The sequence below is a fragment of the Dermatophilaceae bacterium Soc4.6 genome, assembly GCA_039889245.1.
In the GTDB taxonomy this organism is placed as follows: Bacteria; Actinomycetota; Actinomycetes; order Actinomycetales; family Dermatophilaceae; genus Lapillicoccus.
In genome coordinates this window covers 901,823-925,409 of record JAZGVH010000002.1, presented here as the reverse complement: position 1 = coordinate 925,409, position 23,587 = coordinate 901,823, and the positions used below count along the sequence as shown (strand labels likewise).

Annotated in this window: 18 protein-coding genes and 1 tRNA gene; 12 read left to right on the top strand and 7 right to left on the bottom strand. The window is 72.3% G+C overall.

Going from position 1 to position 23,587, the window contains the following annotated elements; genetic code table 11:
- Nucleotides 1-11: 11 nt before the first annotated feature.
- The 3 genes from V3N99_04315 to V3N99_04305 form a co-directional block, all read right to left on the bottom strand.
- Complete coding sequence (locus tag V3N99_04315) at nucleotides 12-3,767, bottom strand: multifunctional oxoglutarate decarboxylase/oxoglutarate dehydrogenase thiamine pyrophosphate-binding subunit/dihydrolipoyllysine-residue succinyltransferase subunit (protein ID MEO3935966.1); 3,756 nt, start codon at nucleotides 3,765-3,767, stop codon at nucleotides 12-14.
- Nucleotides 3,768-3,969: 202 nt separating this feature from the next.
- On the bottom strand, nucleotides 3,970-4,788 hold the full coding sequence (locus V3N99_04310; GenBank protein MEO3935965.1) for an ABC transporter permease subunit: 819 nt from the start codon (nucleotides 4,786-4,788) through the stop codon (nucleotides 3,970-3,972).
- Entirely contained in the window at nucleotides 4,788-5,780 is a 993-nt protein-coding gene (locus V3N99_04305; protein MEO3935964.1) for an ATP-binding cassette domain-containing protein, read from the bottom strand. The genes V3N99_04310 and V3N99_04305 overlap by 1 nt, the downstream gene beginning before the upstream one ends.
- A 103-nt stretch (nucleotides 5,781-5,883) precedes the next feature.
- On the opposite strand from V3N99_04305, the gene V3N99_04300 reads away from it, so the two are divergent.
- Both V3N99_04300 and V3N99_04295 read left to right on the top strand, forming a co-directional pair.
- Nucleotides 5,884-7,284 (top strand): hemolysin family protein, encoded by a 1,401-nt coding sequence (locus V3N99_04300; protein MEO3935963.1) that lies wholly within the window; start codon nucleotides 5,884-5,886, stop codon nucleotides 7,282-7,284.
- Complete coding sequence (locus tag V3N99_04295; GenBank protein ID MEO3935962.1) at nucleotides 7,281-8,333, top strand: hemolysin family protein; 1,053 nt, start codon at nucleotides 7,281-7,283, stop codon at nucleotides 8,331-8,333. Before V3N99_04300 ends, V3N99_04295 begins: the two co-directional genes overlap by 4 nt.
- Before the next feature lie 3 nt (nucleotides 8,334-8,336).
- On the opposite strand, the gene V3N99_04290 is transcribed toward V3N99_04295, so the two are convergent.
- From V3N99_04290 to V3N99_04275, 4 genes are all read right to left on the bottom strand, one after another.
- Complete coding sequence (locus V3N99_04290) at nucleotides 8,337-10,631, bottom strand: ATP-binding protein (GenBank protein MEO3935961.1); 2,295 nt, start codon at nucleotides 10,629-10,631, stop codon at nucleotides 8,337-8,339.
- A 115-nt stretch (nucleotides 10,632-10,746) separates the two neighbouring features.
- Nucleotides 10,747-11,610 carry a cytochrome c oxidase assembly protein gene (locus V3N99_04285; GenBank protein ID MEO3935960.1) on the bottom strand — a complete coding sequence of 288 codons (864 nt, stop codon included), beginning with the start codon at nucleotides 11,608-11,610 and terminating at the stop codon, nucleotides 10,747-10,749.
- 55 nt (nucleotides 11,611-11,665) lie between these two features.
- Nucleotides 11,666-12,061, bottom strand: coding sequence for a response regulator (locus tag V3N99_04280; GenBank protein MEO3935959.1), 396 nt, complete (start codon nucleotides 12,059-12,061; stop codon nucleotides 11,666-11,668).
- 54 nt (nucleotides 12,062-12,115) lie between these two features.
- Nucleotides 12,116-12,190 (bottom strand) — tRNA-Arg (locus V3N99_04275).
- Between the two features lie 96 nt (nucleotides 12,191-12,286).
- On the opposite strand from V3N99_04275, the gene V3N99_04270 reads away from it, so the two are divergent.
- From V3N99_04270 to V3N99_04225, 10 genes are all read left to right on the top strand, one after another.
- Complete coding sequence (locus V3N99_04270) at nucleotides 12,287-12,739, top strand: response regulator (GenBank protein ID MEO3935958.1); 453 nt, start codon at nucleotides 12,287-12,289, stop codon at nucleotides 12,737-12,739.
- Between the two features lie 21 nt (nucleotides 12,740-12,760).
- Nucleotides 12,761-14,191 carry a diaminopimelate decarboxylase gene (gene lysA, locus V3N99_04265; GenBank protein MEO3935957.1) on the top strand — a complete coding sequence of 477 codons (1,431 nt, stop codon included), beginning with the start codon at nucleotides 12,761-12,763 and terminating at the stop codon, nucleotides 14,189-14,191.
- A 121-nt stretch (nucleotides 14,192-14,312) separates the two neighbouring features.
- Nucleotides 14,313-15,674 (top strand): homoserine dehydrogenase, encoded by a 1,362-nt coding sequence (locus V3N99_04260; GenBank protein ID MEO3935956.1) that lies wholly within the window; start codon nucleotides 14,313-14,315, stop codon nucleotides 15,672-15,674.
- A gap of 8 nt (nucleotides 15,675-15,682) precedes the next feature.
- The gene (thrC, locus tag V3N99_04255) at nucleotides 15,683-16,765 is read left to right on the top strand and encodes a threonine synthase (GenBank protein ID MEO3935955.1); all 1,083 of its coding nucleotides are present in this window, start codon (nucleotides 15,683-15,685) and stop codon (nucleotides 16,763-16,765) included.
- A gap of 29 nt (nucleotides 16,766-16,794) precedes the next feature.
- Nucleotides 16,795-17,772, top strand: a complete 978-nt coding sequence (locus tag V3N99_04250) for a homoserine kinase (protein MEO3935954.1) — start codon at nucleotides 16,795-16,797, stop codon at nucleotides 17,770-17,772.
- Nucleotides 17,773-18,097: 325 nt separating this feature from the next.
- Nucleotides 18,098-20,227: a transcription termination factor Rho gene (rho, locus tag V3N99_04245; GenBank protein MEO3935953.1), complete on the top strand. Its 2,130-nt coding sequence runs from the start codon at nucleotides 18,098-18,100 to the stop codon at nucleotides 20,225-20,227.
- A 154-nt stretch (nucleotides 20,228-20,381) separates the two neighbouring features.
- Nucleotides 20,382-20,597 carry a 50S ribosomal protein L31 gene (rpmE, locus tag V3N99_04240; GenBank protein ID MEO3935952.1) on the top strand — a complete coding sequence of 72 codons (216 nt, stop codon included), beginning with the start codon at nucleotides 20,382-20,384 and terminating at the stop codon, nucleotides 20,595-20,597.
- Between the two features lie 113 nt (nucleotides 20,598-20,710).
- Nucleotides 20,711-21,817, top strand: a complete 1,107-nt coding sequence (gene prfA / locus V3N99_04235; protein ID MEO3935951.1) for a peptide chain release factor 1 — start codon at nucleotides 20,711-20,713, stop codon at nucleotides 21,815-21,817.
- Nucleotides 21,814-22,710: a peptide chain release factor N(5)-glutamine methyltransferase gene (gene prmC, locus V3N99_04230; protein MEO3935950.1), complete on the top strand. Its 897-nt coding sequence runs from the start codon at nucleotides 21,814-21,816 to the stop codon at nucleotides 22,708-22,710. Before prfA ends, prmC begins: the two co-directional genes overlap by 4 nt.
- A gap of 9 nt (nucleotides 22,711-22,719) precedes the next feature.
- The gene (locus tag V3N99_04225; protein MEO3935949.1) at nucleotides 22,720-23,556 is read left to right on the top strand and encodes an L-threonylcarbamoyladenylate synthase; all 837 of its coding nucleotides are present in this window, start codon (nucleotides 22,720-22,722) and stop codon (nucleotides 23,554-23,556) included.
- Nucleotides 23,557-23,587 lie beyond the last annotated feature (31 nt).

Here is a 23,587-nt window from a genome sequence, read left to right as displayed (position 1 = left end):
TCGCGTGCCGGTCAGCGGTCGAACGCCGTGGCCACCAGAGCCTTCTGTTCGACGTCGTGCTGGTGGTGGCTCCCGGTCGCGGGCGAGGCCGAGGCCTTGCGCGCGACCACCCGCAACGGCCGGTGCTCCCCGAGCTCGGCGAGCGCCTCCGGCAGGTTGAGGGCCATGAAGGGCCATGCCCCCTGGTTCTTCGGCTCCTCCTGCACCCACACGACCTCGGCGTCGGGGTAGCGGCCGAGCTGGGCCGCCACCTCTGCTCCGGGCACGGGGTGCAGCTGCTCGACGTGCAAAATGGCGGTGGTGTCGTCCTCACGCTTGATCCGCTCGGCCTCGAGGTCCCAGACGACCTTGCCGGTGGCCAGGACGACGCGGGTCACCTTCGTCGGGTCGAGCTCTCGCCGGTCGGCCAGCACCGGCTGGAAGGTCGCCTCGGTGAAGTCCGCCACGGAGCTCTGGGCGGCCTTCAGGCGCAGCATCGACTTCGGGGTGAACACGACCAGCGGCCGGCGCGGACGGGCGTAGGCCTGCCGGCGCAGGAGGTGGAAGTAGGAGGCCGGCGTCGTCGGGAAGGCGACCGTCATGTTGTCCTCGGCGCACATCGCGAGAAAGCGCTCGATGCGGGCCGACGAGTGGTCGGGCCCCTGCCCCTCGTAGCCGTGGGGGAGCAGCAGCACCACCGAGGAGTGCTGGCCCCACTTCTGCTCCGACGAGCTGATGTACTCGTCGATGATCATCTGGGCGCCGTTCGCGAAGTCGCCGAACTGCGCCTCCCAGAGCACGAGCGCGTCGGGGCGCTCGACCGAGTAGCCGTACTCGAAGCCCATGGCGGCGTACTCGCTGAGCAGCGAGTCGTAGACCCAGAACCGCGCCTGCCCCTCACCGAGGTAGAGCAGCGGGGTCCACTCCTGCGCGTTGGTCTTGTCGATCAGCACGGCATGGCGCTGCACGAAGGTGCCCCGGCGGCTGTCCTGCCCCGCGAGCCGCACCGGGGTGCCCTCCTTGAGCAGGGAGCCGAAGGCCAGCAGCTCGCCCATGGCCCAGTCGATGCCGCCGTCGCGCACCATCGCGGCCCGCTTGTCGAGCAGCTGTCGGAGCTTGGGGTGCACGGTGAAGCCCGCGGGGATGTTGACGAACGCCTCGCCGATGTGGCCGAGCTCGACGGCCGAGACCGCAGCGACGGTCGGCGAGACCGGCAGGGCGTCGTCGGTCTGGGCGACGGGCTTCTCGAGACCGCTCTCGTCGGGGCCGCCGGCCCTCGTCGACGTGGAGGTGATGGCCTCCTTGGTCTCGACGAACACCCGCTCCAGCTGCTGCTGGTAGTCGCGCAGGGCCGCGTCGACGTCGTCACCCGAGATGTCGCCGCGACCGATCAGCGCCTCGGTGTAGAGCTTGCGGACCGAGCGCTTGGCCTCGATGAGGTTGTACATCAGCGGCTGGGTCATCGAGGGGTCGTCACCCTCGTTGTGGCCCCGCCTGCGATAGCAGACCATGTCGATGACGACGTCCTTGTTGAACGCCTGGCGGTACTCGTAGGCCAGCTCGGCGACCCGCACGCAGGCCTCGGGGTCGTCGCCGTTCACGTGGAAGATCGGCGCCTGGATCATCCGCGCGACGTCGGTGCAGTACTCCGAGGAGCGCGACGACGCCGGCGAGGTGGTGAAGCCGACCTGGTTGTTGACGATGATGTGGATGGTGCCGCCGGTGCGGTAGCCCCGCAGCTCGGAGAGGTTGAGCGTCTCGGCGACGACACCCTGGCCCGCGAACGCGGCGTCACCGTGCATGAGCACCGGCAGCACGGTGAAGGCCTCGCCGGCGAGGTTGAGCCGGTCCTGCTTGGCCCGGACGATGCCTTCGAGCACGGGGTCGACGGTCTCGAGGTGCGAGGGGTTCGCCGCGAGGTAGATCCGGGTCGAGGAGCCGTCCTCCGAGACGAACTCGCCCTCGGTGCCGAGGTGGTACTTCACGTCGCCCGAGCCCTGCACCGACTTGCGGTCCTGCTGGTCCTCGAACTCGCGGAAGATCTGGCCGTAGGACTTGCCGGCGATGTTGGCGAGCACGTTGAGGCGCCCGCGGTGCGGCATACCGATGCAGACCTCGTCGAGGCCGTCGGCCGCCGCCCGGCACAGCACGCGGTCGAGCAGCGCGATGGCCGACTCGCCGCCCTCGAGCGAGAAGCGCTTCTGCCCGACGAACTTGGTCTGCAGGAAGGTCTCGAAGGCCTCGGCCGAGTTGAGCCGCCGCAGGATGCGCATCTGCTCGTCGCGGGAGGTCTTGGCGTAGGACACCTCGACCTTGTCCTGGATCCAACGGCGCTGCTCGGGGTCCTGGATGTGCATGTACTCGATGCCCACGGTGCGGCAGTAGGAGTCGCGCAGGATGCCGAGGATGCGGCGCAGCTTGAGGAACGGCTCGCCGCCGAACCCGCCGGTCGCGAAGGACCGCTCGAGGTCCCACATGGTCAGGCCGTGGTTGGTGACGTCGAGGTCGGCGTGCCGGCGCTGGCGGTACTCCAGGGGGTCGGTGTCGGCCATCAGGTGGCCACGCACGCGGTAGGCGTGGATGAGCTCCTGGACGCGCGCCACCTTGTTGATGTCGTCGTCGTGGCTGGTCGAGATGTCCTGCACCCAGCGCACCGGCTCGTAGGGGATGCGCAGCGACTCGAAGATGTCGTCGTAGAAGCCCTCGGCCCCGAGCAGCAGCTGGGTGAGCATCCGCAGGAAGTCACCGCTCTGCGCGCCCTGGATGATGCGGTGGTCGTAGGTGCTCGTGAGGGTGAGGATCTTGCTCACGGCGTTGCGGTTGATCGTCTCGGTGCTGGCGCCCTGCCACTCGGCGGGGTAGTCGAGCGACCCGACGCCGACGATGGTGCCCTGGCCGTCCATGAGGCGGGGCACCGAGTGCACGGTGCCGATGGTGCCCGGGTTGGTCAGCGAGAGCGTGGTGCCCGCGAAGTCCTCCACCGTCAGCTTGTTGTGGCGGGCCTTGGACACGATGTCCTCGTAGGCCGTCCAGAAGTGCACGAAGTCCATCTCGTCGCACGACTTGATGCTCGGCACGAGCAGGGCGCGGCTGCCGTCGGGCTTCGAGACGTCGATGGCCAGCCCCAGGTTGACGTGGGCTGGCTTGACGAGCACCGGCTTGCCGTCACGCATTCCGAAGCCGTTGTTCATCTCCGGCATCTTCGCCACGGCTCGCACGATGGCGTAGCCGATGATGTGGGTGAACGACACCTTGCCGCCACGTGAGCGGGCCAGGTGGTTGTTGATGACGACGCGGTTGTCGATGAGCAGCTTGGCCGGGACGGCGCGCACACTGGTCGCGGTCGGCACGTGGAGGGACGACTCCATGTTGGTCACGACGCGGGCAGCCGGCCCGCGCAGCGGGGTCGTCTCGGCGTCGGTGACGGGCCCGGTGTTCCTGACCGCGGGGATGTCGCGCGGCTTGGGCGGGGTGCGGGGTGCCGCGGGCTCCTCGGTCTTCTGCTGCTTCGCGACGGGCGGGGCCGGCGCCGGAGCCGACTGCTGCGCAGGGGCGGCGGGTGCCGTGGTCGTGGGCGCGGCGGGCGAGCCCTTCGCGGCGGTGCGGTTCGTCGCCGAGCCGTTGCCCGCGGAGCCGTTACCGCCCGCGGGGTGCGCGTCGAAGTAGGTCTTCCAGGCCGGGTCGACCGAGGTCGGGTCGGTCAGGTAGAGCTGGTACATCTCGTCCGCGAGCCACTCGTTGGGACCGAAGTCCGCAAGGTCGGCACTGGTGCGGGACTGGTCGGACACGGCGGATACGCCTCTTTCAGGAGCGTCGACGACAGCGGCCGCGTCCCACGATGGCTGTTCGGTGCCGGACGCAACACGGACACGGGTCAGCCTAGACCTCAGTCCCTGCCCGCGAGACCACCCCCGGTGTGGGGTGACGCACCTTCGAGCCGTCCGTCCGGTCGGGGCCGCCGGACGGCTCGAAGGCGCCATTCGCTCGTGGTCAGGTGATGTCGCGGCGGGCGGTGATGACCGACCCCACGACGGTCATCACCGCGGCGTAGCCGACGAGGATGAGGGCCGAGGCCCACCACGAGAACGGGGCAGGGCCGGCCGGCCCGTTCAGCCCGCCGGAGTCGCTCGTGATCAGCATCGACCCGGTGAGGTTGCCCGGCACGAACTTGAGCGCGGTCTCCCACCCCTTGATCGAGAAGACGATGTTGAGGGCCAGCTGCAGGATGAGCGTGACGCCGACACCAGCGAGCACGGCGGCGATCTGGTTGCGCACGAGGATGCCGAACCCGAAGCCGAGCAGCGCCCAGACGACGAAGGCCATCACCATCAGCAGGAGGGTCTTGACGACCTCGGGGTCCGTGACGAACGTGTTCAGGCCTCGGGCCTTGAGCACCCCCGCCCCACCGGCGACGCTGGCGATGTCGTAGACGACGGCGTAGACGGCGGCGATCACGACGATGGCGAGGATCTTCGAGACGACCACCACGCTGCGACGTGGGGTGGTCAGCACGGTCGCGGTGAACGTCTTGTGACGGAACTCCTGGGTGATCAGGATGATGCCGAGGGCCAGCGGGAAGAGGGCCGTCAGGCTGAAGACGATGAAGCCCGCCGACAGGACGGCCTGCATCGTCGCCGCCGTGTTCGCGCCGAACCCGCCCTGGTCGGACGCGGCGCCGGGGTCGTTGCTGACCAGCCCCGCGAAGGCCGCCGAGAGCCCCGCCCCCACGATGACGACCCCGATCAGCATCCCCCACCACAGACGGGTGGTGAAGATCTTGCGCAGCTCGGACCGCACGGCGCCCACCATCACGACATCTCCTTGGTCAGGGTGGGGGTCGACCCGGCGGCCGCGTTCCCCTGGTTGCGGTTGGTGCCTTCGGTGAGCTGGAAGTAGAGGGCCTCGAGGCTTCCCGTACTGGCTCGCAGCTCGTGAACGGCGAGCCCAGCCGCGAAGGCGGTGTCACCGATGAGGGTGAGGTCGGCGCTCGAGACGAGGAGGCCGCCGTCGGCGAGCTGGCTCGCGACGCCTCGGATGGCCAGGGCCTCACCGAGCCGCGGGAGGTCCGTCGTGCGCACCACCGTGGTGGCCTCGGCCTGCAGGGTCTCGAGCGGACCCTGACGCACCAGCCGGCCGTTGGCGATGATGACGACGTCGTCGACGGTCTGCTCGACCTCCTGCAGCAGGTGGCTGGAGACGAGGATCGTCTTGCCCCCCGCCGAGAGGTGGCGCAGGAAGCCGCGCAGCCACCGGATGCCCTCGGGGTCGAGCCCGTTGGCGGGCTCGTCGAGGATCAGGACACGCGGGTCGCCGAGCAGGGCGGCGGCCAGTCCGAGCCGCTGGCGCATGCCCATCGAGTAGCCCCCGGCCCGCTTGCGGGCGGCAGCAGGGATGCCCACGAGCTCGAGCAGCTCGTCGACCCGACGGTCGGGGATGCCGTCGGCCGCGGCCATGACTCGCAGGTGGTCGCGGCCGCTGCGGCCGGGGTGGAAGCTCGTGGCCTCGAGGGCCGAGCCGACCTCGGTCAGCGGGTGCCGGATGTCGTGGTAGCGGTGGGAGTCGATCGTGGCGGTGCCGCTGGTGGGGGAGACCAGGCCGAGCAGCATGCGCAGGGTCGTGGTCTTGCCGGCGCCGTTGGGACCGAGGAAGCCGGTGATGCGTCCCGGCTCGACGCTGAAGGTCAGGTCGTCGACGGCGAGGAAGGACCCGAAGCGCTTGCTGAGGCCGTGGACCTCGATCCGGGCCCCTTGTGGGCCGCCCGGTCGGGGTGGGGTGCGCTGTTGCGCGGTTGGCTGCGTCATGGCCCACATCCCACCACGCACAGGTGACGTGAAGATCCCCCGCGAGGGGGAGATCAGGGACGACTCGGGGTCGAGACAGGGCAGCCCCTAGGATGGGGTCACTATGACCGAGTGGTTGCTCGTGCTCGCCGCGATCGCGCTCACCGCGGGCACCTCCCTGTTCGTGGCCGCCGAGTTCGCCCTGGTCGCCCTCGACCGCCCGACGGTCCAGCAGGCGGTCGACGAGGGCGACGGACGGGCCCGGCTGGTGCTCGGCTCGATCAGGGAGCTGTCGACCCAGCTGTCGGCGGCGCAGGTCGGCATCACCCTGACCACGCTGATCGTCGGCTACCTCGCCGAGCCGTCGGTCGGGGCGCTCCTGCTCGGTCCCCTGACCTCGCTCGGGCTCTCGACCTCGGTGGCCGGCACGGTCGCGACGACGCTGGCCCTGGTCCTGGTCACGGTGTTCTCCATGGTCTTCGGTGAGCTGCTCCCGCAGTTCCTCGGCATCTCGGCGCCCCTGCCCACCGCCAAGGTCGTCGCCTTCCCGGTGCGCGCCTTCGCCGTGGTCGTGCACCCTCTCGTGGTGGTGCTCAACGGCTCGGCCAACCGCTTCCTGCGGGCCCTGGGCATCACGCCGCAGGAAGAGCTCTCGGGGGCCCGCACCCCGCAGGAGCTGGCCAGCCTGGTGCGACGCTCGGCGCTGCAGGGCACCCTCGAGGAGACCACCGCGCGGATGCTGACCCGCAGCCTCGACTTCGGCGACCGCACCGCCTCCGACGTGATGACCCCGCGGGTGCGCGCCGTGTCGGTCGAGCGCACCGCGAGCGCCGAGGACGTGCTGCGCCTGGCCCGGCAGACCGGCTTCTCGCGCTTCCCGGTCACCGGTGACGGCGGCTGGGACGACATCGACGGCATCGTGCACGTCAAGAAGGCCATCGCCGTGCCGCAGGAGCGCCGGGCCGATGTGCCGGTCAGCGCCCTGATGGTGGCGCAGGTGCTCGTGCCCGAGACGATCCGCCTCGACCCGCTGCTGCTGCAGCTGCGGGCGGCGGGCCTGCAGATGGCGGTCGTCGTCGACGAGTACGGCGGGACGGCTGGCGTGGTCACCCTCGAGGATGTCGTCGAGGAGATCGTCGGCGAGGTCAGCGACGAGCACGACCGCTCCGGTGGCGACGCGCAGCCACTCGGTGACGGCGCCTGGGCGGTGCCCGGTCTGTGGCGACCCGACGAGGTGCGCGAGGCGACCGGGGCGGTGGTGCCCGACGGCGCGGCCTACGAGACCCTCGGCGGTTTCGTCATGGCCGGCCTCGGCCGGCTGCCGCGGGTCGACGACGAGGTCGAGGTGCCCGGCTGGACCGTGCGGGTCGCCCGGATGGAGGGCCGTCGGGTCGACCGCCTGCGGCTGACCCCCCGGCCCGAGTCCGCGCTCGTCGACTGGCCGGGGGCGGCCGGTGGCGCCCAGGAGGTCGGCCCGGGCGCGGTCAGCGCCCCCCAGAGCCCGAGCGGGGGTGGCGGGCGATGAGCCACGCCGCCGCCCTGTGGGTCTCGGTGCTCCTGCTCTTCGGCAACGCGTTCTTCGTCGGGGCCGAGTTCGCCGCGATGGCCGCCCGGCGCTCGACCCTCGAGCCCCTGGCCGAGCAGGGGAGCGCCAGCGCGCGGATGTGCCTGCAGGCCCTCGAGCAGCTCGGGTCGATGCTGGCGACCGCCCAGCTGGGCATCACCGTCTGCTCGGTCGGGCTGGGGGCCCTCGCCGAGTCGGCCCTGCACGAGGTGCTCCAGAGCCTCTTCGAGTCGTGGCACCTGGCCGACCTCGGCGTCAGCGAGGCGTGGACGAGCGCGATCGCGCTCGTCCTGGCCCTGCTGGTCGTCGTCTACCTCCACGTCGTCGTCGGCGAGATGATCCCCAAGAACCTCGCCATCGCCGGCCCCGACCGGGCCGCGCTGATGCTGGTGCCGCCGCTGCTCTACGTCTCGCGCACCTTGCGCCCTTTCGTGCGGGTGATGGAGGCGATCGCCAAGTGGCTCGTGCGCCGCTTCGGGGTCGAGCCGAAGGACGAGATCACCAGCGCGTTCACCGCCGAGGAGGTCGCGCACATCGTCACCGAGAGTCACGCCGAGGGTCTGCTCGAGGAGGAGCGGCGAGGACTCGTCCGCTCGGCCCTGGAGTTCAGCGACAAGCAGGCGTCCGACGTCGCGGTGCCCGTCGACGGGCTCGTCACGGTCGGACCCGGCGCGACGCCCTCCGACATCGAGCGGCTGGTCGCCCGGCACGGCTACTCGCGCTATCCCGTCACCGACGCGGGCGGCGACGTGACCGGCTACCTGCACCTGAAGGACATCCTCTACGCCGACGACGAGCGGCACGACGAGCCGGTGCCGGCGAAGCGGATCCGGCGGCTCGCGACCGTGCGCCCCGCAGACGAGGTGGAGGACGTGCTCGCGACCATGCAGCGCTCGGGCGCCCACCTCGCCCGTGTCGTGTCCGACTCGGGCCAGGTCACGGGGGTGGTCTTCCTCGAGGACGTCATCGAGGAGCTCGTCGGCGAGGTGACGGACGCGACCCAGCGCTGACCGTCAGGCGGGCGCGCGCTCGGTGATGTCCTGGTCGAGGAGCGCGAGCGTCTGCGCGACGTCGAGCGGCTTCGTGAGGTAGGCGTCGGCCCCGGCATCGAGCAGCCGCTGCACCTGGTGACGGTTGGCATCCGCGCTGACCACGGCGACCCGAAGGTGGGCGGTGCGGGGGTCGGCCCGCAGGCGCCGCAGGAGCTCGAGGCCGTTCATGTCGGGCAGGTGGAGGTCGAGCAGGACCAGCGCCGGGACGAGGCTGGCGGCCAGGTCCCAGCCGGTGCTGCCGTGCCCTGCGTGGACCATCTGCCAGCCCGGACGGCGGTCGACGAGCGCCTGCATCAGCCGCACGTTGGGCGGGTTGTCCTCCACGTAGAGCAGGGTCGACGGGGTGAGGGTGGTCGTCGCCGGGGCATCCGCCGGGGGCAGGTCGACGTCGACGTCGTCGGGCTGCGGGGCGACCGAGACCGGGAGGACCACGGTGAAGGCGCTGCCCACCCCGTGCGTCGACGAGCACTCGAGCCGGCCGCCCATGATCGCCGCCAACCGGTGCGACAGGGCCAGCCCGATGCCCGTGCCCTCGATCTCGGTGAGCTGCTGCCCCAGTCGGTCGAACGGCGTGAAGAGCCGGGCGAGGTCCTCCTGGCGGATGCCGATCCCGTTGTCGGAGACGGTGATCGCCAGGTGGTCGTCGCCCGACATCGCGCACGTGATGTGCGCTGTCCCGCCGTCGTGGGTGTACTTCACGGCATTCGACAGCAGGTTGATCAGGACCTGGCGCAGCCGTCGCCGGTCGGCGCGCACGACGTCGGCCGTGCCGCCGTCCGGTGCCGTGACGTCGATGGTGACGTGGTGGTCGGTGGCCATGGGCCGCACGAGGGCGGCCGCCTCGGCGATGACCTCGTCCGCCCGCACGGGCTCGAGCGACATCTCGAGCTGGTCGGTCTCGATGCGCGAGATGTCGAGGATGTCGTCGATCATCCCGAGCAGGTGCCGTCCACCGCCGAGGATGTGGGTCACGGCCACGCTCTGCTTGGGCGTCAGGGTGCCGAGCTCGAGCAGCTGGCCGAAGCCGAGGACGGCGTTGAGGGGGGTGCGCAGCTCGTGGCTCATCCGGGAGAGGAACTCGCTCTTGGCCAGGTTGGCCTTCTCCGCCTCGGCCTTGGCCGAGCGGACGGCCGCGTCGGCGGTCTTGCTCGCGGTGATGTCCTCGACGGTGGTCGCCGCCTGGTTGGCCGAGATCGGGTTGCTGACGATCCGCAGCCACCTGACGCGCCCGTCGGGCAGGGAGAGGCGGATCTCGGCTCTGGCCAGCTCGCCCCGCTGGACGCCGGCCCAGTAGTCGCCGATGAAGGAGGGGAAGTCGTCCGGGTGGATGCGTTCCATCATGTTCGCGATGGCCCCGTGCAGGCTTGCCTCCGCGGACAGGCCCACGATCTCGAGGTACTCGGAGTTGGTGTAGATCAGCTCGGGCGGCTCGATGTCGCACAGGCTGACCCCGACGGCCAGCCCCTCGGCCAGCCGACGGAACAGCTCGCCACGCGTGCGGAGGGCGGCCTCGGCGGCGGCGACCTCGGTGATGTCCTCGAAGATCCCGGTCATGCGGCGCCCGTCGCTGCCGTCGGCGGCGACGGGGTTGAGCGTGGCCCGGATCAGGCGCGTCTGACCGTCGGCGCCCACCACGTGCAGCTGCTGCTCGACCGACTCGCCGTCGGCGATGCGCGACATCGCGCGCTCGGCCTCGGCCTGCTCGTCGGGGTGGGCGGCCGCGAGGGGGTACGCCAGACCGCCGTCGCTGTCCCCGGGCCCGAACATCGTGACGTAGGCGGGGTTGACGTAGGCGTCGCCACCGTGTGGCGAGTCGGGCATCGGCAGCAGGGCGATCCCCAGCGGTGCCTCGTTGAAGGCGGAGCGCCACTGACGGTCCAACGCCCGCTGGTCCTGCGCCGACGACCTCGACAGGATGCTGACCTCGAGGTGGCTGCGGAAGATGCCGATGAACAGCATCCCCCCCACGATCTGGGCGATGTGGGGAACGACCATGCCGATCAGCTGGACCGACGTGTCCTCGGTGCCCGACATGTGGGACATGCCCAGCACGCTGCCGGGCAGGAAGCTGGTGAGGGCGATGCCGACGTGCGTCAGCGCGCACCCGATGAAGAAGGCCGCGGCGCCCCACCGGGCGAGCGACACCGCACGTCCGGTCGACCGGGCGAGCTGGGCCAGACGAGGCACGACGACGAGGGCGATGACGACGTACTGCGCCGAGACGACCAGGGCGAGGACGCCGATCAGCTTGAGCACGGTCTGGCCCCCAACGAGGTCGTGTCAACGATGTCCGGCAGGTGCCCCCGGACCGGTCATGAGCGTGAGTCTACGCCCGGAATAGCATACATTGTCAGCCCCGCTGGGCCGATGCTCAGGCCCCGGGCCCGCCGTAGCGACCGGCGAAGCGCGGGTCCGACTCCCACCAGGGGCGGTCGGGGCCGTCGGGGCCGTCGTCAGCCTGCGGTGGCTGACGGTCGAGCTGCGCGTCGGTGTCCCGCGCCTGCGCCTCGTCGGCGCGCACCCACTGCAGCATCACGGCGAAGATCATCGGCAGCCCGACCGACTCGGCGACCGCGAGCAGCGTCTGCCCCGTGGCGGAGTCGCCCGCGGCGAGCACGACGAGGCCGGGCAGGGCGTCGAGCAGGCCGTCGACGAAGGCGAACGCGGTCCGCAGGCCCGGCCCGCACCAGCGCGGTAGCAGCTCGTCGCCGAGCAGGGGCAGGGTGACGAGCGCGCCGGTGACCAGGGCGGCGACCTGCAGGACGGCCCACGGGCCGGCCTCCGTCCGGGCCTGGGTGAACCAGCCGGTGGCGAAGGCCGAGGTGATGACGGCGGCGGAGAGGGCGGAGGCGAGCAGCGGGAACATCACGACCCGTGCCACCCGGCCCCGCACCCACGCGACGGGTCGCCCCCGCACCTGCTCCCAGAGTCGCAGGGGGTCACCGAGGGCCAGTCCGAGCGGGACCACGGCCGAGGTCAGCCCCACCGAGAGCGCTCCTGTCCACTGCACCGAGCCCCGGTATGCCGCCGGCCCGCCGGCCACGGCCCAGGCCAGCACGAGGGTGGCGGCGACGAAGGCGACGGTGCGCCCCAGCGGCCACCGCGCCGGCGCCGCGCCGCGGTGGCGCACCAGGAGCGCTGCATACGCGAGCAGGAGCGTGAGGGGCAGGAGCAGGAGCAGGGTCGGAGCCCAGGTCGTGGCCAGTGCCGACGCGCTGAAGGGGGGGACGGGCACGCGACCAGTGTCGTCAGCGAGGCTGGGTGTCCGCTGGGAGATCGCGGGCCGTGGCCTACAGGTGCCGGGCGGCGACCTGGTCGAAGTAGGCCAGCATCAGGCCGAGGTCGTGGGGCTTGACCCAGAACTGCTCGGCGCCCGCCTCGAGGACGGATGCGGCGCTGCTGCCGGTGGCACTCGCGGTGAGCACCACGACGGGGATGTCGCGCGTGGCCGGGTCACCCTTGAGCATGGCGAGCGCCTGCGCCCCGGTTGCGTCGGGCAGGTTCATGTCGATGAGGATGAGGTCTGGCCGCTCGGTGCCGGCGGCCTCGACCCCGGTCGCCACGAGCCCGCGGTGGACGAAGCGCCATACCGGTCTCAGCTCGAGCACCGCCTCCATGACGCTGGTGCTGGCGGCGTTGTCCTCGATGTAGAGCAGGGTCAGGACCGACTGTGCGTCGTCGCTCATGACCTACCCTCCCGGTCGTCGTCTCACGACCGCTCCTCCCGCCACCTCGTGCGGTGGTGCCCCCGGCAGGATTCGAACCTGCGCTTCCGCCTCCGGAGGGCGGCGCTCTATCCCCTGAGCTACGGGGGCCGAGACCAGTCGGCCCTAGTGACGTGAACGAGGTCTCCGAGGGAGTTCCTCCTGTTTCAGCGTGCCCGGTGAGGGTAGCAGCCTAGGGTGCGGTTCATGGAACCGGCGGAGCCCTCGACGACCGCACCCTTCGGGTCACCCGCCGTTCCTGCCGGCCGCCCCGGCTGGGTGCTCGTCGTCGACGACACCGACTCGATCCGGCTGCTCATCCGGGTCAACCTCGAGCTCGCCGGTTTCACCGTCGTCGACCGTCCCGACGGCCAGTCCGCCGTCGACCTGCTCGAGGGCTGCGACCCGCTCCCCGTCGTGGTCGTCGTCGATGCCCAGATGGAGCCTCGCGACGGGTGGTGGGTCGTGTCGTGGCTGCGCGAGCGCGAGGCCACCCGGCAGGTGCCTGTCGTCATGGTCACCGCTGCGGTGCAGGACCACGAGCGCAAGCGGGCCGGGGCGATCGGCGTCGACGCGTTCGTGACCAAGCCCTTCGACCCCGACGAGCTCGTCGACCTCGTCGAGGGCTACGCGGCCCGGGGCCGTGCGTTCGGGTCCTGAGGTCGGCCCTACGCTGGTGGGATGCGCGCGCACGAGGCCGGAGCCCTCCACGCCGACGGATACGGACGGCCGTCGTGGCTGGCCGTCCCGCACGACGTCAACACCCTGGTCCCCTCCCTGTGGTCCGACTCGGTCGCCCGCGGTGCCGACGGCGCCCTGACCGTCGGCGGGATGAGCGTGCTCGAGCTCGCGGCGCAGTTCGGCACCGCGGCCTACGTGCTCGACGAGCAGGACTTCCGGCGTCGGGCCGGCGAGTTCCGCGACACCTGGTCGGAGGTCTTCGGCGACCTCTGCGGCGGGGCAGACGTCTACTACGCGGGCAAGGCGTTCCTGTGCACCGAGGTCGCGCGGTGGATCCGCGACGACGGCCTCCACCTCGACGTCTGCTCGGGTGGAGAGCTCGAGGTCGCCCGCCGCGCCGGCATGCCGGGCGAGCGGATCGGGCTGCACGGCAACAACAAGTCCGTGGCCGAGCTCGAGGCGGCGGTCGGCTACGGCGAGCAGGGTGTGGGACGTGTCGTCGTCGACTCGTTCGACGAGATCGAGCGCCTGGCGGAGGTGGCGCAGCGCCTGCGTCGGGTCGCGCGGGTCATGGTGCGGGTGACCGTCGGGGTCGAGGCGCACACGCACGAGTTCATCGCCACGGCCCACGAGGACCAGAAGTTCGGTTTCTCGCTCAGCGGGGGCGCTGCCGCCGAGGCGGCCCGGCGGATCCTCGCGCACGCCCCGTACCTGCAGCTGATCGGGCTGCACAGCCACATCGGCTCGCAGATCTTCGACACCGCAGGCTTCGAGGTCTCGGCGCGGCGCATCCTGGCGCTCCACGCCGACATCGCGCAGGAGCACGGGGTCGAGCTGCCCGAGCTCGACCTCGGCGGTGGCTTCGGTATCGCCTACACCACCGAGCACGACCCGCTGCCGCCCAGGAGCCTCGCGGCCAGCCTCGCCGACATCGTCGAGCGGGAGTGCCGCACGCGGTCGGTGCGCGTGCCCCGGGTCTCGATCGAGCCCGGCCGCGCCATCGCCGGGCCGAGCACCTTGACGCTCTACGAGGTGGGCACGGTCAAGCAGGTCTCGCTCGACGCCGGTGCCACCCGCGCCTACGTCTCGGTCGACGGGGGGATGAGCGACAACATCCGCACCGCCCTCTACGACGCGAACTACTCCTGCACCCTGGCCAGCCGCCGTAGCGAGGCCCCCGGAATGCTGTCGCGCGTCGTGGGCAAGCACTGCGAGAGCGGTGACATCGTGGTGATGGACGAGTACCTCCCGGCCGACGTGCGGGCGGGCGACCTGCTCGCGGTGCCCGGCACCGGGGCCTACTGTCGTGCGCTGTCGAGCCAGTACAACCACACCCCCAGGCCCCCGGTCGTGGCCGTGCGCGACGGTGCCGCCCGGGTGATCGTGCGCCGCGAGAGCATCGACGACCTGCTCGCCCTGGACGTCTCGTGAGCACCACTCCCCCCACCACCCGCCCTCACCCCCCGTCGACGGCGCCCCGATCATGCGGCCTGGAGTCCGGATCGCGGAATGATCGGCGTCCATCTTGTGGACAGACGGCAGGATCGTGACCGTGACCCCGACCCCGACCGATCCCCGCGGCAGCGCCGCGACCGCCGCGAGCAGCGGTGAACCGCTGCGCATCGCGCTCCTCGGGTGCGGCGTCGTCGGCTCATCGGTCGCGCGGCTCCTCACCGAGCACGGCGACGACTTCGCCGCCCGTGTGGGGCGCCCGCTCGAGATCGTCGGCATCGCCGTGCGCCGGGCCGGCCGTGACCGCAGTGCCTCGGGTGTCGACCCGGCCCTGTTCACCACCGACGCGCACGACCTGGTCACGCGCGCCGACATCGTCGTCGAGGTGATCGGTGGCATCGAGCCCGCCCGCAGCCTGATCCTGCGGGCGATGGAGCACGGCGCCTCCGTCGTCACCGCCAACAAGGCGCTGCTCGCCGAGGACGGCCCGACGCTGTATGCCGCGGCCCAGCAGCACGAGGTCGACCTCTACTACGAGGCCGCCGTCGCCGGGGCGATCCCGCTGCTGCGCCCGCTGCGCGAGTCCCTGGCCGGTGACGACGTGCGCAAGGTCATCGGCATCGTCAACGGCACGACCAACTACGTGCTCGACAAGATGGACACCACGGGGGCCGGCTTCGACGACGCGGTCGCCCAGGCGCAGGCTCTGGGCTACGCCGAGGCCGACCCGACGGCCGACGTCGAGGGTTTCGATGCCGCGGCGAAGGCTGCGATCCTGGCCTCGCTGGCCTTCCACACGCGGGTCTCCAGCGAGCACGTGCACCGCGAGGGGATCTCCGACGTCACGGCTGCCGACGTCGCAGCCGCACGCGAGATGGACTGTGTCGTCAAGCTGCTCGCGATCTGCGAGAAGGTCGACGCAGGCAACGGCACCACGGGGGTCTCGGTGCGCGTGCACCCGGCGATGATCCCGCGATCGCACCCGCTGGCCGGCGTGCGCGAGGCGTTCAACGCGGTCTTCGTCGACGCCGACGCCGCGGGGCAGCTGATGTTCTACGGCAAGGGCGCGGGTGGTGACCCGACGGCATCGGCCATCCTCGGCGACGTCGTCGCGGTCGGTCGCCACCGCGTCGGCGGCGGCCGTGGCCCCGGAGAGAGCACCTATGCCGACCTGCCCATCCTCGCCATGGGGCAGGCCCTGACCCGCTACCACATCAGCCTCGACGTGGCCGACCGCCCGGGCGTGCTGGCCCAGGTCGCATCGGCCTTCGCCGACCACGAGGTCTCGATCGAGACCGTGCGCCAGCAGGCGCTCTCGGGGACCCCGGGCGAGCGGGGGGCCTCGCTCGTCGTCGTCACCCACACCGCGACCGACGCCGCCCTGTCGGCGACCGTCGACGCGCTCTCGTCCCTGCCCATCGTCCGGTCCGTCCGCTCCGTCATGCGGGTCGAGGGAGAGTAGCCACCGCCATGGTCCACCAGTGGCGCGGAGTGATCCGCGAGTATGCCGACCGCCTGCCGATGCTCGACGGGGCGCCGGTCGTCACGCTCCTCGAGGGCGGCACGCCGCTGATCCCGGCCGAGCACCTGTCCTCGCTCGTCGGGGCCGAGGTCCACCTCAAGTACGAGGGCCTCAACCCCACCTGCTCCTTCAAGGACCGGGGCATGACCACCGCCATGTCGATGGCCGCCAAGCACGGGGCGAAGGCGGTCATCTGCGCCTCGACGGGCAACACCAGCGCCAGTGCCGCGGCGTATGCCGTCAAGGCCGGAATGACCTGCGGCGTGCTGGTGCCCGAGGGCAAGATCGCGCTCGGCAAGCTGAGCCAGGCCATCGCGCACGGCGCCACGCTGCTGCAGGTCGAGGGCAACTTCGACGACTGCCTCACCGTCGCCCGCAAGCTCGCCGAGACCTACCCCGTCGAGCTGGTCAACTCGGTCAACCCGGCCCGCATCGAGGGTCAGAAGACGGCGGCCTTCGAGGTCGTCGACGCGCTGGGCGACGCTCCCGACATCCACTGCCTACCGGTCGGCAACGCCGGCAACATCACGGCCTACTGGCGTGGTTACTCGCAGTACCACCAGGGGTCGCCGCAGCCCGGGCCCGCCACCCACCTGCCGGTCATGTGGGGCTTCCAGGCGGCGGGAGCCGCACCGCTGGTCGTCGGTCACCCGATCGACGAGCCCGAGACGATCGCCACGGCGATCCGCATCGGCAACCCCGCCTCGTGGGACTTCGCGGTGGCCGCCCGCGACGAGTCTGGTGGGCGCATCGACGCCGTCACCGACGAGCAGATCCTGCACGCCCACCGTCTGCTCTCCGCGCGCGAAGGGGTCTTCGTCGAGCCGGCGTCGGCCGCTTCGGTGGCGGGGCTCCTCGCCTGCGCCCAGGCCGGTCTCGTGCCCGCGGGAGCCCGCATCGTCTGCACGGTCACCGGTCACGGTCTCAAGGATCCGCAGTGGGCCCTCAAGGGCGCTGACGGCTCCGAGGTGGTGCCCGTGCGGGTGCCCGTCGACGCCGTCACCGTCGCCCGCGCCCTCGGGCTCGAGTGACGCAGCCGGTGGGGGAGCACCCGAGCCGTGTGCCACCGCCCGGCACGGGCGTGCGGGTGCGGGTCCCGGCGAGCAGCGCCAACCTCGGCCCCGGCTTCGACTCGGTCGGGATCGCGCTCGGCATCTGGGACGAGGTCGAGGTCACCGTCACCGACGCCGGCGGGCTGGTCATCGAGGTCGAGGGCCAGGGTGCCGCCGAGGTGCCGCGTGACGCCTCGCACCTGGTGCACCGCTCGATGGTCACCGGCTTCACCCAGCTGGGCCTGCCGGTGCCCGAGCACCTCCACCTGCTTGCCCGCGGCTCGATCCCGCACAGTCGGGGTCTGGGCTCGTCGGCGTCGGCCATCGTCGCGGGGGTGGCGGCCGCTCACGGACTCGTCGCCGCCGCGCGCGACTGCGACGGCGGCAGGCCCGACGACCGCGTGTCAGGCGACCCGCTGGTCATCGACCTGCAGCTGGTCGCCGACCTGGCCAGCGAGCTGGAGGGCCACCCTGACAACGCGACGGCCAGCGTGCACGGCGGGCTCACCGTGTCGTGGACCCTCGACCCGGGTGGTCCCCGGGCCGGTCGCACCGGCACCGCCCGCGTCGAGGTGGCACCCCAACTGACCGCGGTCGTGCTCGTGCCCGCCACCCGGCTCGCGACCCACACGGCGCGGGCCGTGCTCCCCGCCTCCGTGGCCCACCACGAGGCGGCCCAGCAGGCCGGGCGGGCGGCGCTGCTGGCCCTGGCCGTCACCGGTCACCACCACCTGCTGCTGCCGGCCACGCGCGACTGGCTCCACCAGGAGCAACGGCGCTCGTCCTTCCCCCACACGATGGCGCTCGTCGACGCGTTCCGCGCGCAGGGGCATGCGGCCGTGGTGTCCGGGGCCGGCCCGTCGGTGATGGTGCTCACCACGACCTCGGCCCAGGAGCAGGTCGTCGTCCCCGCCGGATCGTCCGGTGCGTGGCAGCGTCTTGTCCCCGGGATCGCGTCGGTCGGGGTGACGGTCTCACGCCTGTGACCGCCTGTGCACCGGCGCGATGGCAGGCCGGGATGCTAGTCTCACCGTGCGCCCGGGGGATGCGGCCGAGCTCTTCGGTTCCGCGCCCAGAGACGTCACCATCGCCCTTCGGCGACGTCGTCGCCGCTCCCGTCGCCGTCCGGCCCACCGGGGCGGCAGATCCCACCATGACGCCAGCGTGTGCTGGCTCATACCGGCCCTCCCACACGGGGACGGCCGATGACGACGAGAAGGACCTTCGTTGACAGACACCACCGATCTCACGGCTGGGCAGGACGCGTCGTCAGACGGGCGGACCGCGCGCACCCGTGGCGGTCTCGCCGGCATGAACGTCGCCGACCTGAAGAACCTCGCCAGCCAGCTGGGCATTCGCGGCACGGCCCGGATGCGCAAGGACGACCTCGTGGCCTCCATCGTGGAGCACCAGTCCGGCGTCGCTGCTCCGGCCCGCACGGCGGCCCCGGCGCAGTCGGCCCCGGCGCCGGAGGCTCCGGATGAGCAAGTGCCACCCCGGGCGCGTGCCTCCCGGGGCTCGGGTCGTCGGGCCGAGTCCGGTGTGACCACCCCCGCACCGGTGGCCGGGACCACGCAGGCCGAGACGTCGAGCGTCGAGAAGGACCGTCGTCGAGCCGAGCTCCAGGACGAGCTGGCCCGCACGCCGGAACGCGCGCTCGCCGAGCGCATCGCCGGGCCGCAGGAGACTCGCGAGACCTCGAACGAGCCCCAGAAGCCCCAGCAGCCCCAGCAGGAGCGGATCGACCTGCCCGAGGAGCCATCGGTGGGCCGGCAGGAGCCGTCGGTGGCCCAGCTGGCCCGGCAGGAGGCGCGGCAGTCGCGTCGGGACGCCCAGGCCGCCCGGCAGGAGGCCGCGGCCGCCCGGCAGGAGGCTCTGGACGGGCGTCAGGGGTCGCAGGGCGACCAGTCGGCACGGGCTCCGGGTGGCGGCATCCAGCAACCCCGATCGGCGGCCGGTCCCCAGGCCGAGCGGCAGGGTCGGCAGGCCGCCCAGCTCGGCCCGACCGGCCCCGCCGGACAAGCCGGAAGCGGTGGCCAGTCCGGCGCCGGCGCGAAGCAGCCGGCCCAGGTCGCCCAGGTCGCTCCCCCCGTCTCCCTGTCCGCCGCCTCGGCCCCGCCGTCCGGATCGGGCCTCGGTGCCTACGACGACGACGACGACCGTCCCGGTGGACGGCGTCGCAACCGTCAACGCAGCCGTGACCGCAAGCGTCGCGGCGTGACTCCCGGGGGGGCGCAGGAGTTCGAGCCCGAGATGCAGGTCGCCGACGACGACGTGCTCGTGCCGGTGGCCGGCATCCTCGACGTGCTCGACAACTACGCCTTCGTGCGCACCTCCGGCTACCTGCCCGGGCCGAGCGACGTCTACGTCCCGCTGGGTCTGGTCAAGAAGCACGGCCTGCGCAAGGGTGACGCCGTCACCGGTGCCGTCAAGGCCCTGCGCGAGGGCGAGCAGCCTCAGCAGGGCGGCGGCAACGGGCGTCAGAAGTTCAACGCCCTGGTGCGGCTCGACGCCATCAACGGAGCCAACCCCGACGAGGCGATCACCCGCAGCGAGTTCGCCAAGCTGACCCCCCTGCACCCCCAGGAGCGGCTACGGCTCGAGACCGACACCGCGGGGTGGACGGCGCGCATCATCGACCTCGTGGCCCCCGTCGGCAAGGGCCAGCGGGGGCTCGTCATCGCGCCGGCCAAGGCGGGCAGGACGACGGTCGTGCAGGCCATCGCCAACGCGGTGACGGCCAACAACCCGGAGTGCCACCTCATGGTCGTCCTCGTCGACGAGCGGCCCGAGGAGGTCACCGACATGCAGCGGGCGGTGAAGGGCGAGGTCATCGCCTCGACCTTCGACCGACCGGCCGAGGACCACACGACGGTCGCCGAGCTGGCCATCGAGCGGGCCAAGCGGCTCGTCGAGCTGGGGCACGACGTCGTGGTCCTGCTCGACTCGATCACCAAGCTCGGGCGGGCCTACAACCTGGCCGCGCCCGCATCGGGGCGCATCCTCTCTGGCGGGGTCGACAGTGCGGCGCTCTACCCCCCGAAGAGGTTCTTCGGGGCGGCCCGCAACATCGAGAACGGCGGGTCGCTCACCATCATCGCCACGGCCCTGGTCGAGACCGGCTCGCGGATGGACGAGGTGATCTTCGAGGAGTTCACGGGAACGGCCAACATGGAGCTGACGCTCTCGGGTGAGCTCGCGGCGCGCCGGATCTTCCCGGCCGTCGAGGTCACGACGTCGGGGAGCCGACGCGAGGAGCTGCTCATGAGCGAGGAAGAGCTGAGCATCGTGTGGAAGCTGCGCAGGGTGCTCGGCGGCCTCGAGCCCCAGGCCGCGATGGAGCTGCTGCTCCAGCGTCTGAAGCGCACCCGCAGCAACATCGAGTTCCTGCGCCAGGTGCAGCTGACGCCGGCGGCCAAGCTCGGCGACGGCGACGCCTGACCGGCCCCGGGCGGGAATGCCGGCGGCCCTCGAGCCGTTTGGACCTACGTGCCCCGCTCTGGCACACTGACCTGTTGTCCGGTTCACGGCGTCACCGCTTCCCGCACTCGGCGGGAGGCTGCCGACCCGGACGACCTGACCCGAGGAGAGCGCTTTGAAGAAGGACCTTCACCCCAGCTACGCCGAGACCGCCGTCACCTGCTCGTGCGGCAACTCGTTCACCACCCGCAGCACCGCGGCATCCGGCTCGATCAAGGTCGAGGTCTGCTCGCAGTGCCACCCCTTCTACACCGGCAAGCAGAAGATCCTCGACACCGGTGGCCGCGTGGCCCGCTTCGAGGCCCGCTACGGCAAGAAGGTCGCCAAGTAGCTCTCCCGTCACGCCGGTCCCGGCGGCAGCCCACCTGCCGCCGGGACCGGCGTTTCGTGTGCGGCCACCACTGAGCTCTGCGTGAGCTCGACCCGACCCCGAGGGGGATCAGCATGGGCGACAAGGACAGCAGCTCCGACGCCGAGCCGGCGCAGGCGATCCTGCGCGAGCACGCCGAGCTCGAGCGGCGCCTCGCCGACCCGCAGGTCCACTCCGACCAGACGCTGGTGCGCACCCTCAACAAGCGGTATGCCGCGCTCGCCCCGACCGTCGCCGCCCACCACGCCCTCGCCACGGCCCGCGACGACCTCGCCGCCGCCCGCGAGCTGGGCACCGAGGACGCCGGCTTCGCCGCCGAGGTCCCCGGCCTGGAGGCAGTCGCCGCGGGCGCCGAGGAGCGTCTGCGCCACCTGCTCATCCCGCGTGACCCCGACGACGACCGCGACGCGATCCTCGAGGTCAAGGCCGGTGAGGGCGGCGAGGAGTCGGCGCTCTTCGCGGGCGACCTCCTGCGGATGTACCTGCGGTGGGCCGAGCGCCGTGGCTGGCGGGCCGAGGTCATCGACGCCACCGAGTCCGACCTCGGCGGCTACAAGGACGCCCGGATCTCGGTCAAGGCCAAGGGGACTCCCGCCCCCGGCGAGGCCCCGTGGGCGCTGCTGAAGTTCGAGGGCGGTGTCCACCGGGTGCAGCGCGTGCCGGTCACCGAGAGCCAGGGCCGCATCCACACCTCGGCCGCCGGGGTGCTGGTCATGCCCGAGGTCGAGGACGAGGGTGAGGTCGAGATCCACGCGAACGACCTACGGATCGACGTCTACCGCAGCTCCGGCCCCGGCGGGCAGAGCGTCAACACCACCGACTCCGCCGTGCGCATCACGCACCTGCCGACCGGGCTGGTCGTCTCGTGCCAGAACGAGAAGTCCCAGCTGCAGAACCGCGAGTCGGCCATGCGGGTGCTGCGGGCCCGGCTGCACCAGCTGGCCCGCGACGAGGCGGAGGCGCAGGCCAGCGCCGCCCGCCGCAGTCAGGTGCGCACCGTCGACCGCAGCGAGCGCATCCGCACCTACAACTACCCGGAGAACAGGATCAGCGACCACCGCACCGGCTTCAAGGCCTACAACCTCGAGACCGTTCTCGACGGCGACCTCGACGCGGTGGTCACCTCGTGCGTGCAGGCCGACGAGCAGGCGAGGCTCGCGGCGATCGGCGAGGGCGCGTGACGGACATCGGGGCGGCGACCGGGCCGGGCGGCTCGGTGCCGCTGCAGGTCGCCGTACGCCGCGCCACCATGACGCTCGCCGAGGCGGGCATCGAGACCGCGCCCGTCGACGCCGTGGTCCTCGCCGCCCACCTGCTGCACCAGGACGTCGGCGAGGTGCGCCGCCTGATGGTGCTCGGGGGCACTGACACCCCGCAGGGCTACGACGACCTCGTGGCCGAGCGAGCCACCCGCGTGCCGCTGCAGCACCTCACCGGGCGCGCAGGCTTCCGGCGGCTGTGGCTCGCGGTCGGGCCCGGTGTGTTCGTGCCGCGCCCCGAGACCGAGCTGCTCGTCGAGCTCGCGCTCGCCGCGCTCGGGGCGATGGCCCGCACCCCGGCCCCGCTGGTGGTCGACCTCGCCACGGGCTCGGGCGCCGTCGCGCTCGCGATCAAGGACGAGGCGCCCCACGCCGACGTGTGCGCGGTCGAGCTCAGCGAGCTGGCGCACGGCTGGGCCGTCGCCAACCGCGACCGCCTCGGGCTCGACGTGACCCTGACGTGCGCAGACGCGCTGACCGCGTACGACGAGCTGCTGGGGCAGGTCGACGTCGTCACCTGCAACCCGCCCTACATCCCGGTCGGGCAGGTGCCGCTCGACCCCGAGGTGCGCGACCACGACCCCGCGCTGGCGCTCTACGGCGGCAGCGCCGACGGGCTGGCCGTGCCGCGGCTCATGGCCGCCCGGGCCGCCCTGCTGCTGCGGCCCGGCGGGGTGCTGCTCATGGAGCACGCCGACAGCCAGGGGGCGAGCCTGCCGCGGGCCCTGCTGGACACGGGGGAGTGGGGCACGGTGCTCGACCACACCGACCTCGTGGGCCGCCCGCGGTGCACCGTGGCCACGCGCTCCCTCTAGTCTGGCGCCATGAGCGAGGTCATCGACTGCACCACTCCCGACGGGCTCGCAGCGGGGGTCGAGGCGGCCAGCCGAGCCGTCCGCAACGGTCAGGTCGTGGTGCTGCCCACCGACACCGTCTACGGCATCGGGTGCGACGCCTTCAGCGCCGACGCCGTCGCAGCCGTGCTCGCCGCCAAGGGCCGCGGACGCGAGATGCCCCCGCCGGTGCTGGTGCCCAACATCCGCACGGTCGACGGCCTGGCGCGCGACGTGCCCGACGACGCCCGCATCCTCATCGCCGCCTTCTGGCCGGGAGCCCTGACGCTCGTGCTGCGCGCGCAGCCGTCCCTCTCGTGGGACCTCGGCGAGACCAACGGCACCGTGGCCGTGCGCATGCCCGACGACGCCACCGCCCTCGACCTGCTCTCGGCGATCGGGCCGATGGCGGTCACCAGCGCCAACCGCACCGGCCAGCCGCCGGCCGCCACTGCGCAGGAGGCGCGGGAGCAGCTCGGCGAGTCGGTGGCCGTCTACCTCGACGGCGGGCCGGCGACGGCGTCCACCGCGTCGGGTCCTCCCACCGCCTCGACGATCCTCGACCTGACCGGCGCCGAGGTGGTGACCCTGCGCGAGGGCAGCATCACGCGGGAGGCCATCGACGCTGCCCTCGAGACCGGTCGCGCCCGCCTGGCGCAGGAGCGGCTCGAGGCGCAGGCCGAGGCCGAGCGCGTCGCCGCCGCGGCGCGTCGGGCCGAGCTGGCGTCGATCCGGCCCGGCAAGGGTGTCGGGCGACCGGCGAAGAAGCCGCCGACCGCTGGCGCAGCCAAGGGCTCCCGGGTGGCGGGGCGTCGTCGGGACGAGTGATCGGCCCGCCCGCTCACGCTCTAGAGTGGAG

Excerpts from the sequence above, each read along its gene's own strand:
- V3N99_04270 (MEO3935958.1), top strand. The coding sequence starts at position 12,287 with ATGGAACCGGCGGAGCCCTCGACGACCGCACCCTTCGGGTCACCCGCC.
- V3N99_04225 (MEO3935949.1), top strand. The coding sequence starts at position 22,720 with ATGAGCGAGGTCATCGACTGCACCACTCCCGACGGGCTCGCAGCGGGG.
- V3N99_04280 (MEO3935959.1), bottom strand. The coding sequence starts at position 12,061 with ATGAGCGACGACGCACAGTCGGTCCTGACCCTGCTCTACATCGAGGAC.
- V3N99_04305 (MEO3935964.1), bottom strand. The coding sequence starts at position 5,780 with ATGACGCAGCCAACCGCGCAACAGCGCACCCCACCCCGACCGGGCGGC.
- prfA (MEO3935951.1), top strand. The coding sequence starts at position 20,711 with ATGGGCGACAAGGACAGCAGCTCCGACGCCGAGCCGGCGCAGGCGATC.
- V3N99_04295 (MEO3935962.1), top strand. The coding sequence starts at position 7,281 with ATGAGCCACGCCGCCGCCCTGTGGGTCTCGGTGCTCCTGCTCTTCGGC.
- V3N99_04310 (MEO3935965.1), bottom strand. The coding sequence starts at position 4,788 with ATGGTGGGCGCCGTGCGGTCCGAGCTGCGCAAGATCTTCACCACCCGT.
- rho (MEO3935953.1), top strand. The coding sequence starts at position 18,098 with ATGAACGTCGCCGACCTGAAGAACCTCGCCAGCCAGCTGGGCATTCGC.
- V3N99_04300 (MEO3935963.1), top strand. The coding sequence starts at position 5,884 with ATGACCGAGTGGTTGCTCGTGCTCGCCGCGATCGCGCTCACCGCGGGC.
- thrC (MEO3935955.1), top strand. The coding sequence starts at position 15,683 with ATGGTCCACCAGTGGCGCGGAGTGATCCGCGAGTATGCCGACCGCCTG.
- lysA (MEO3935957.1), top strand. The coding sequence starts at position 12,761 with ATGCGCGCGCACGAGGCCGGAGCCCTCCACGCCGACGGATACGGACGG.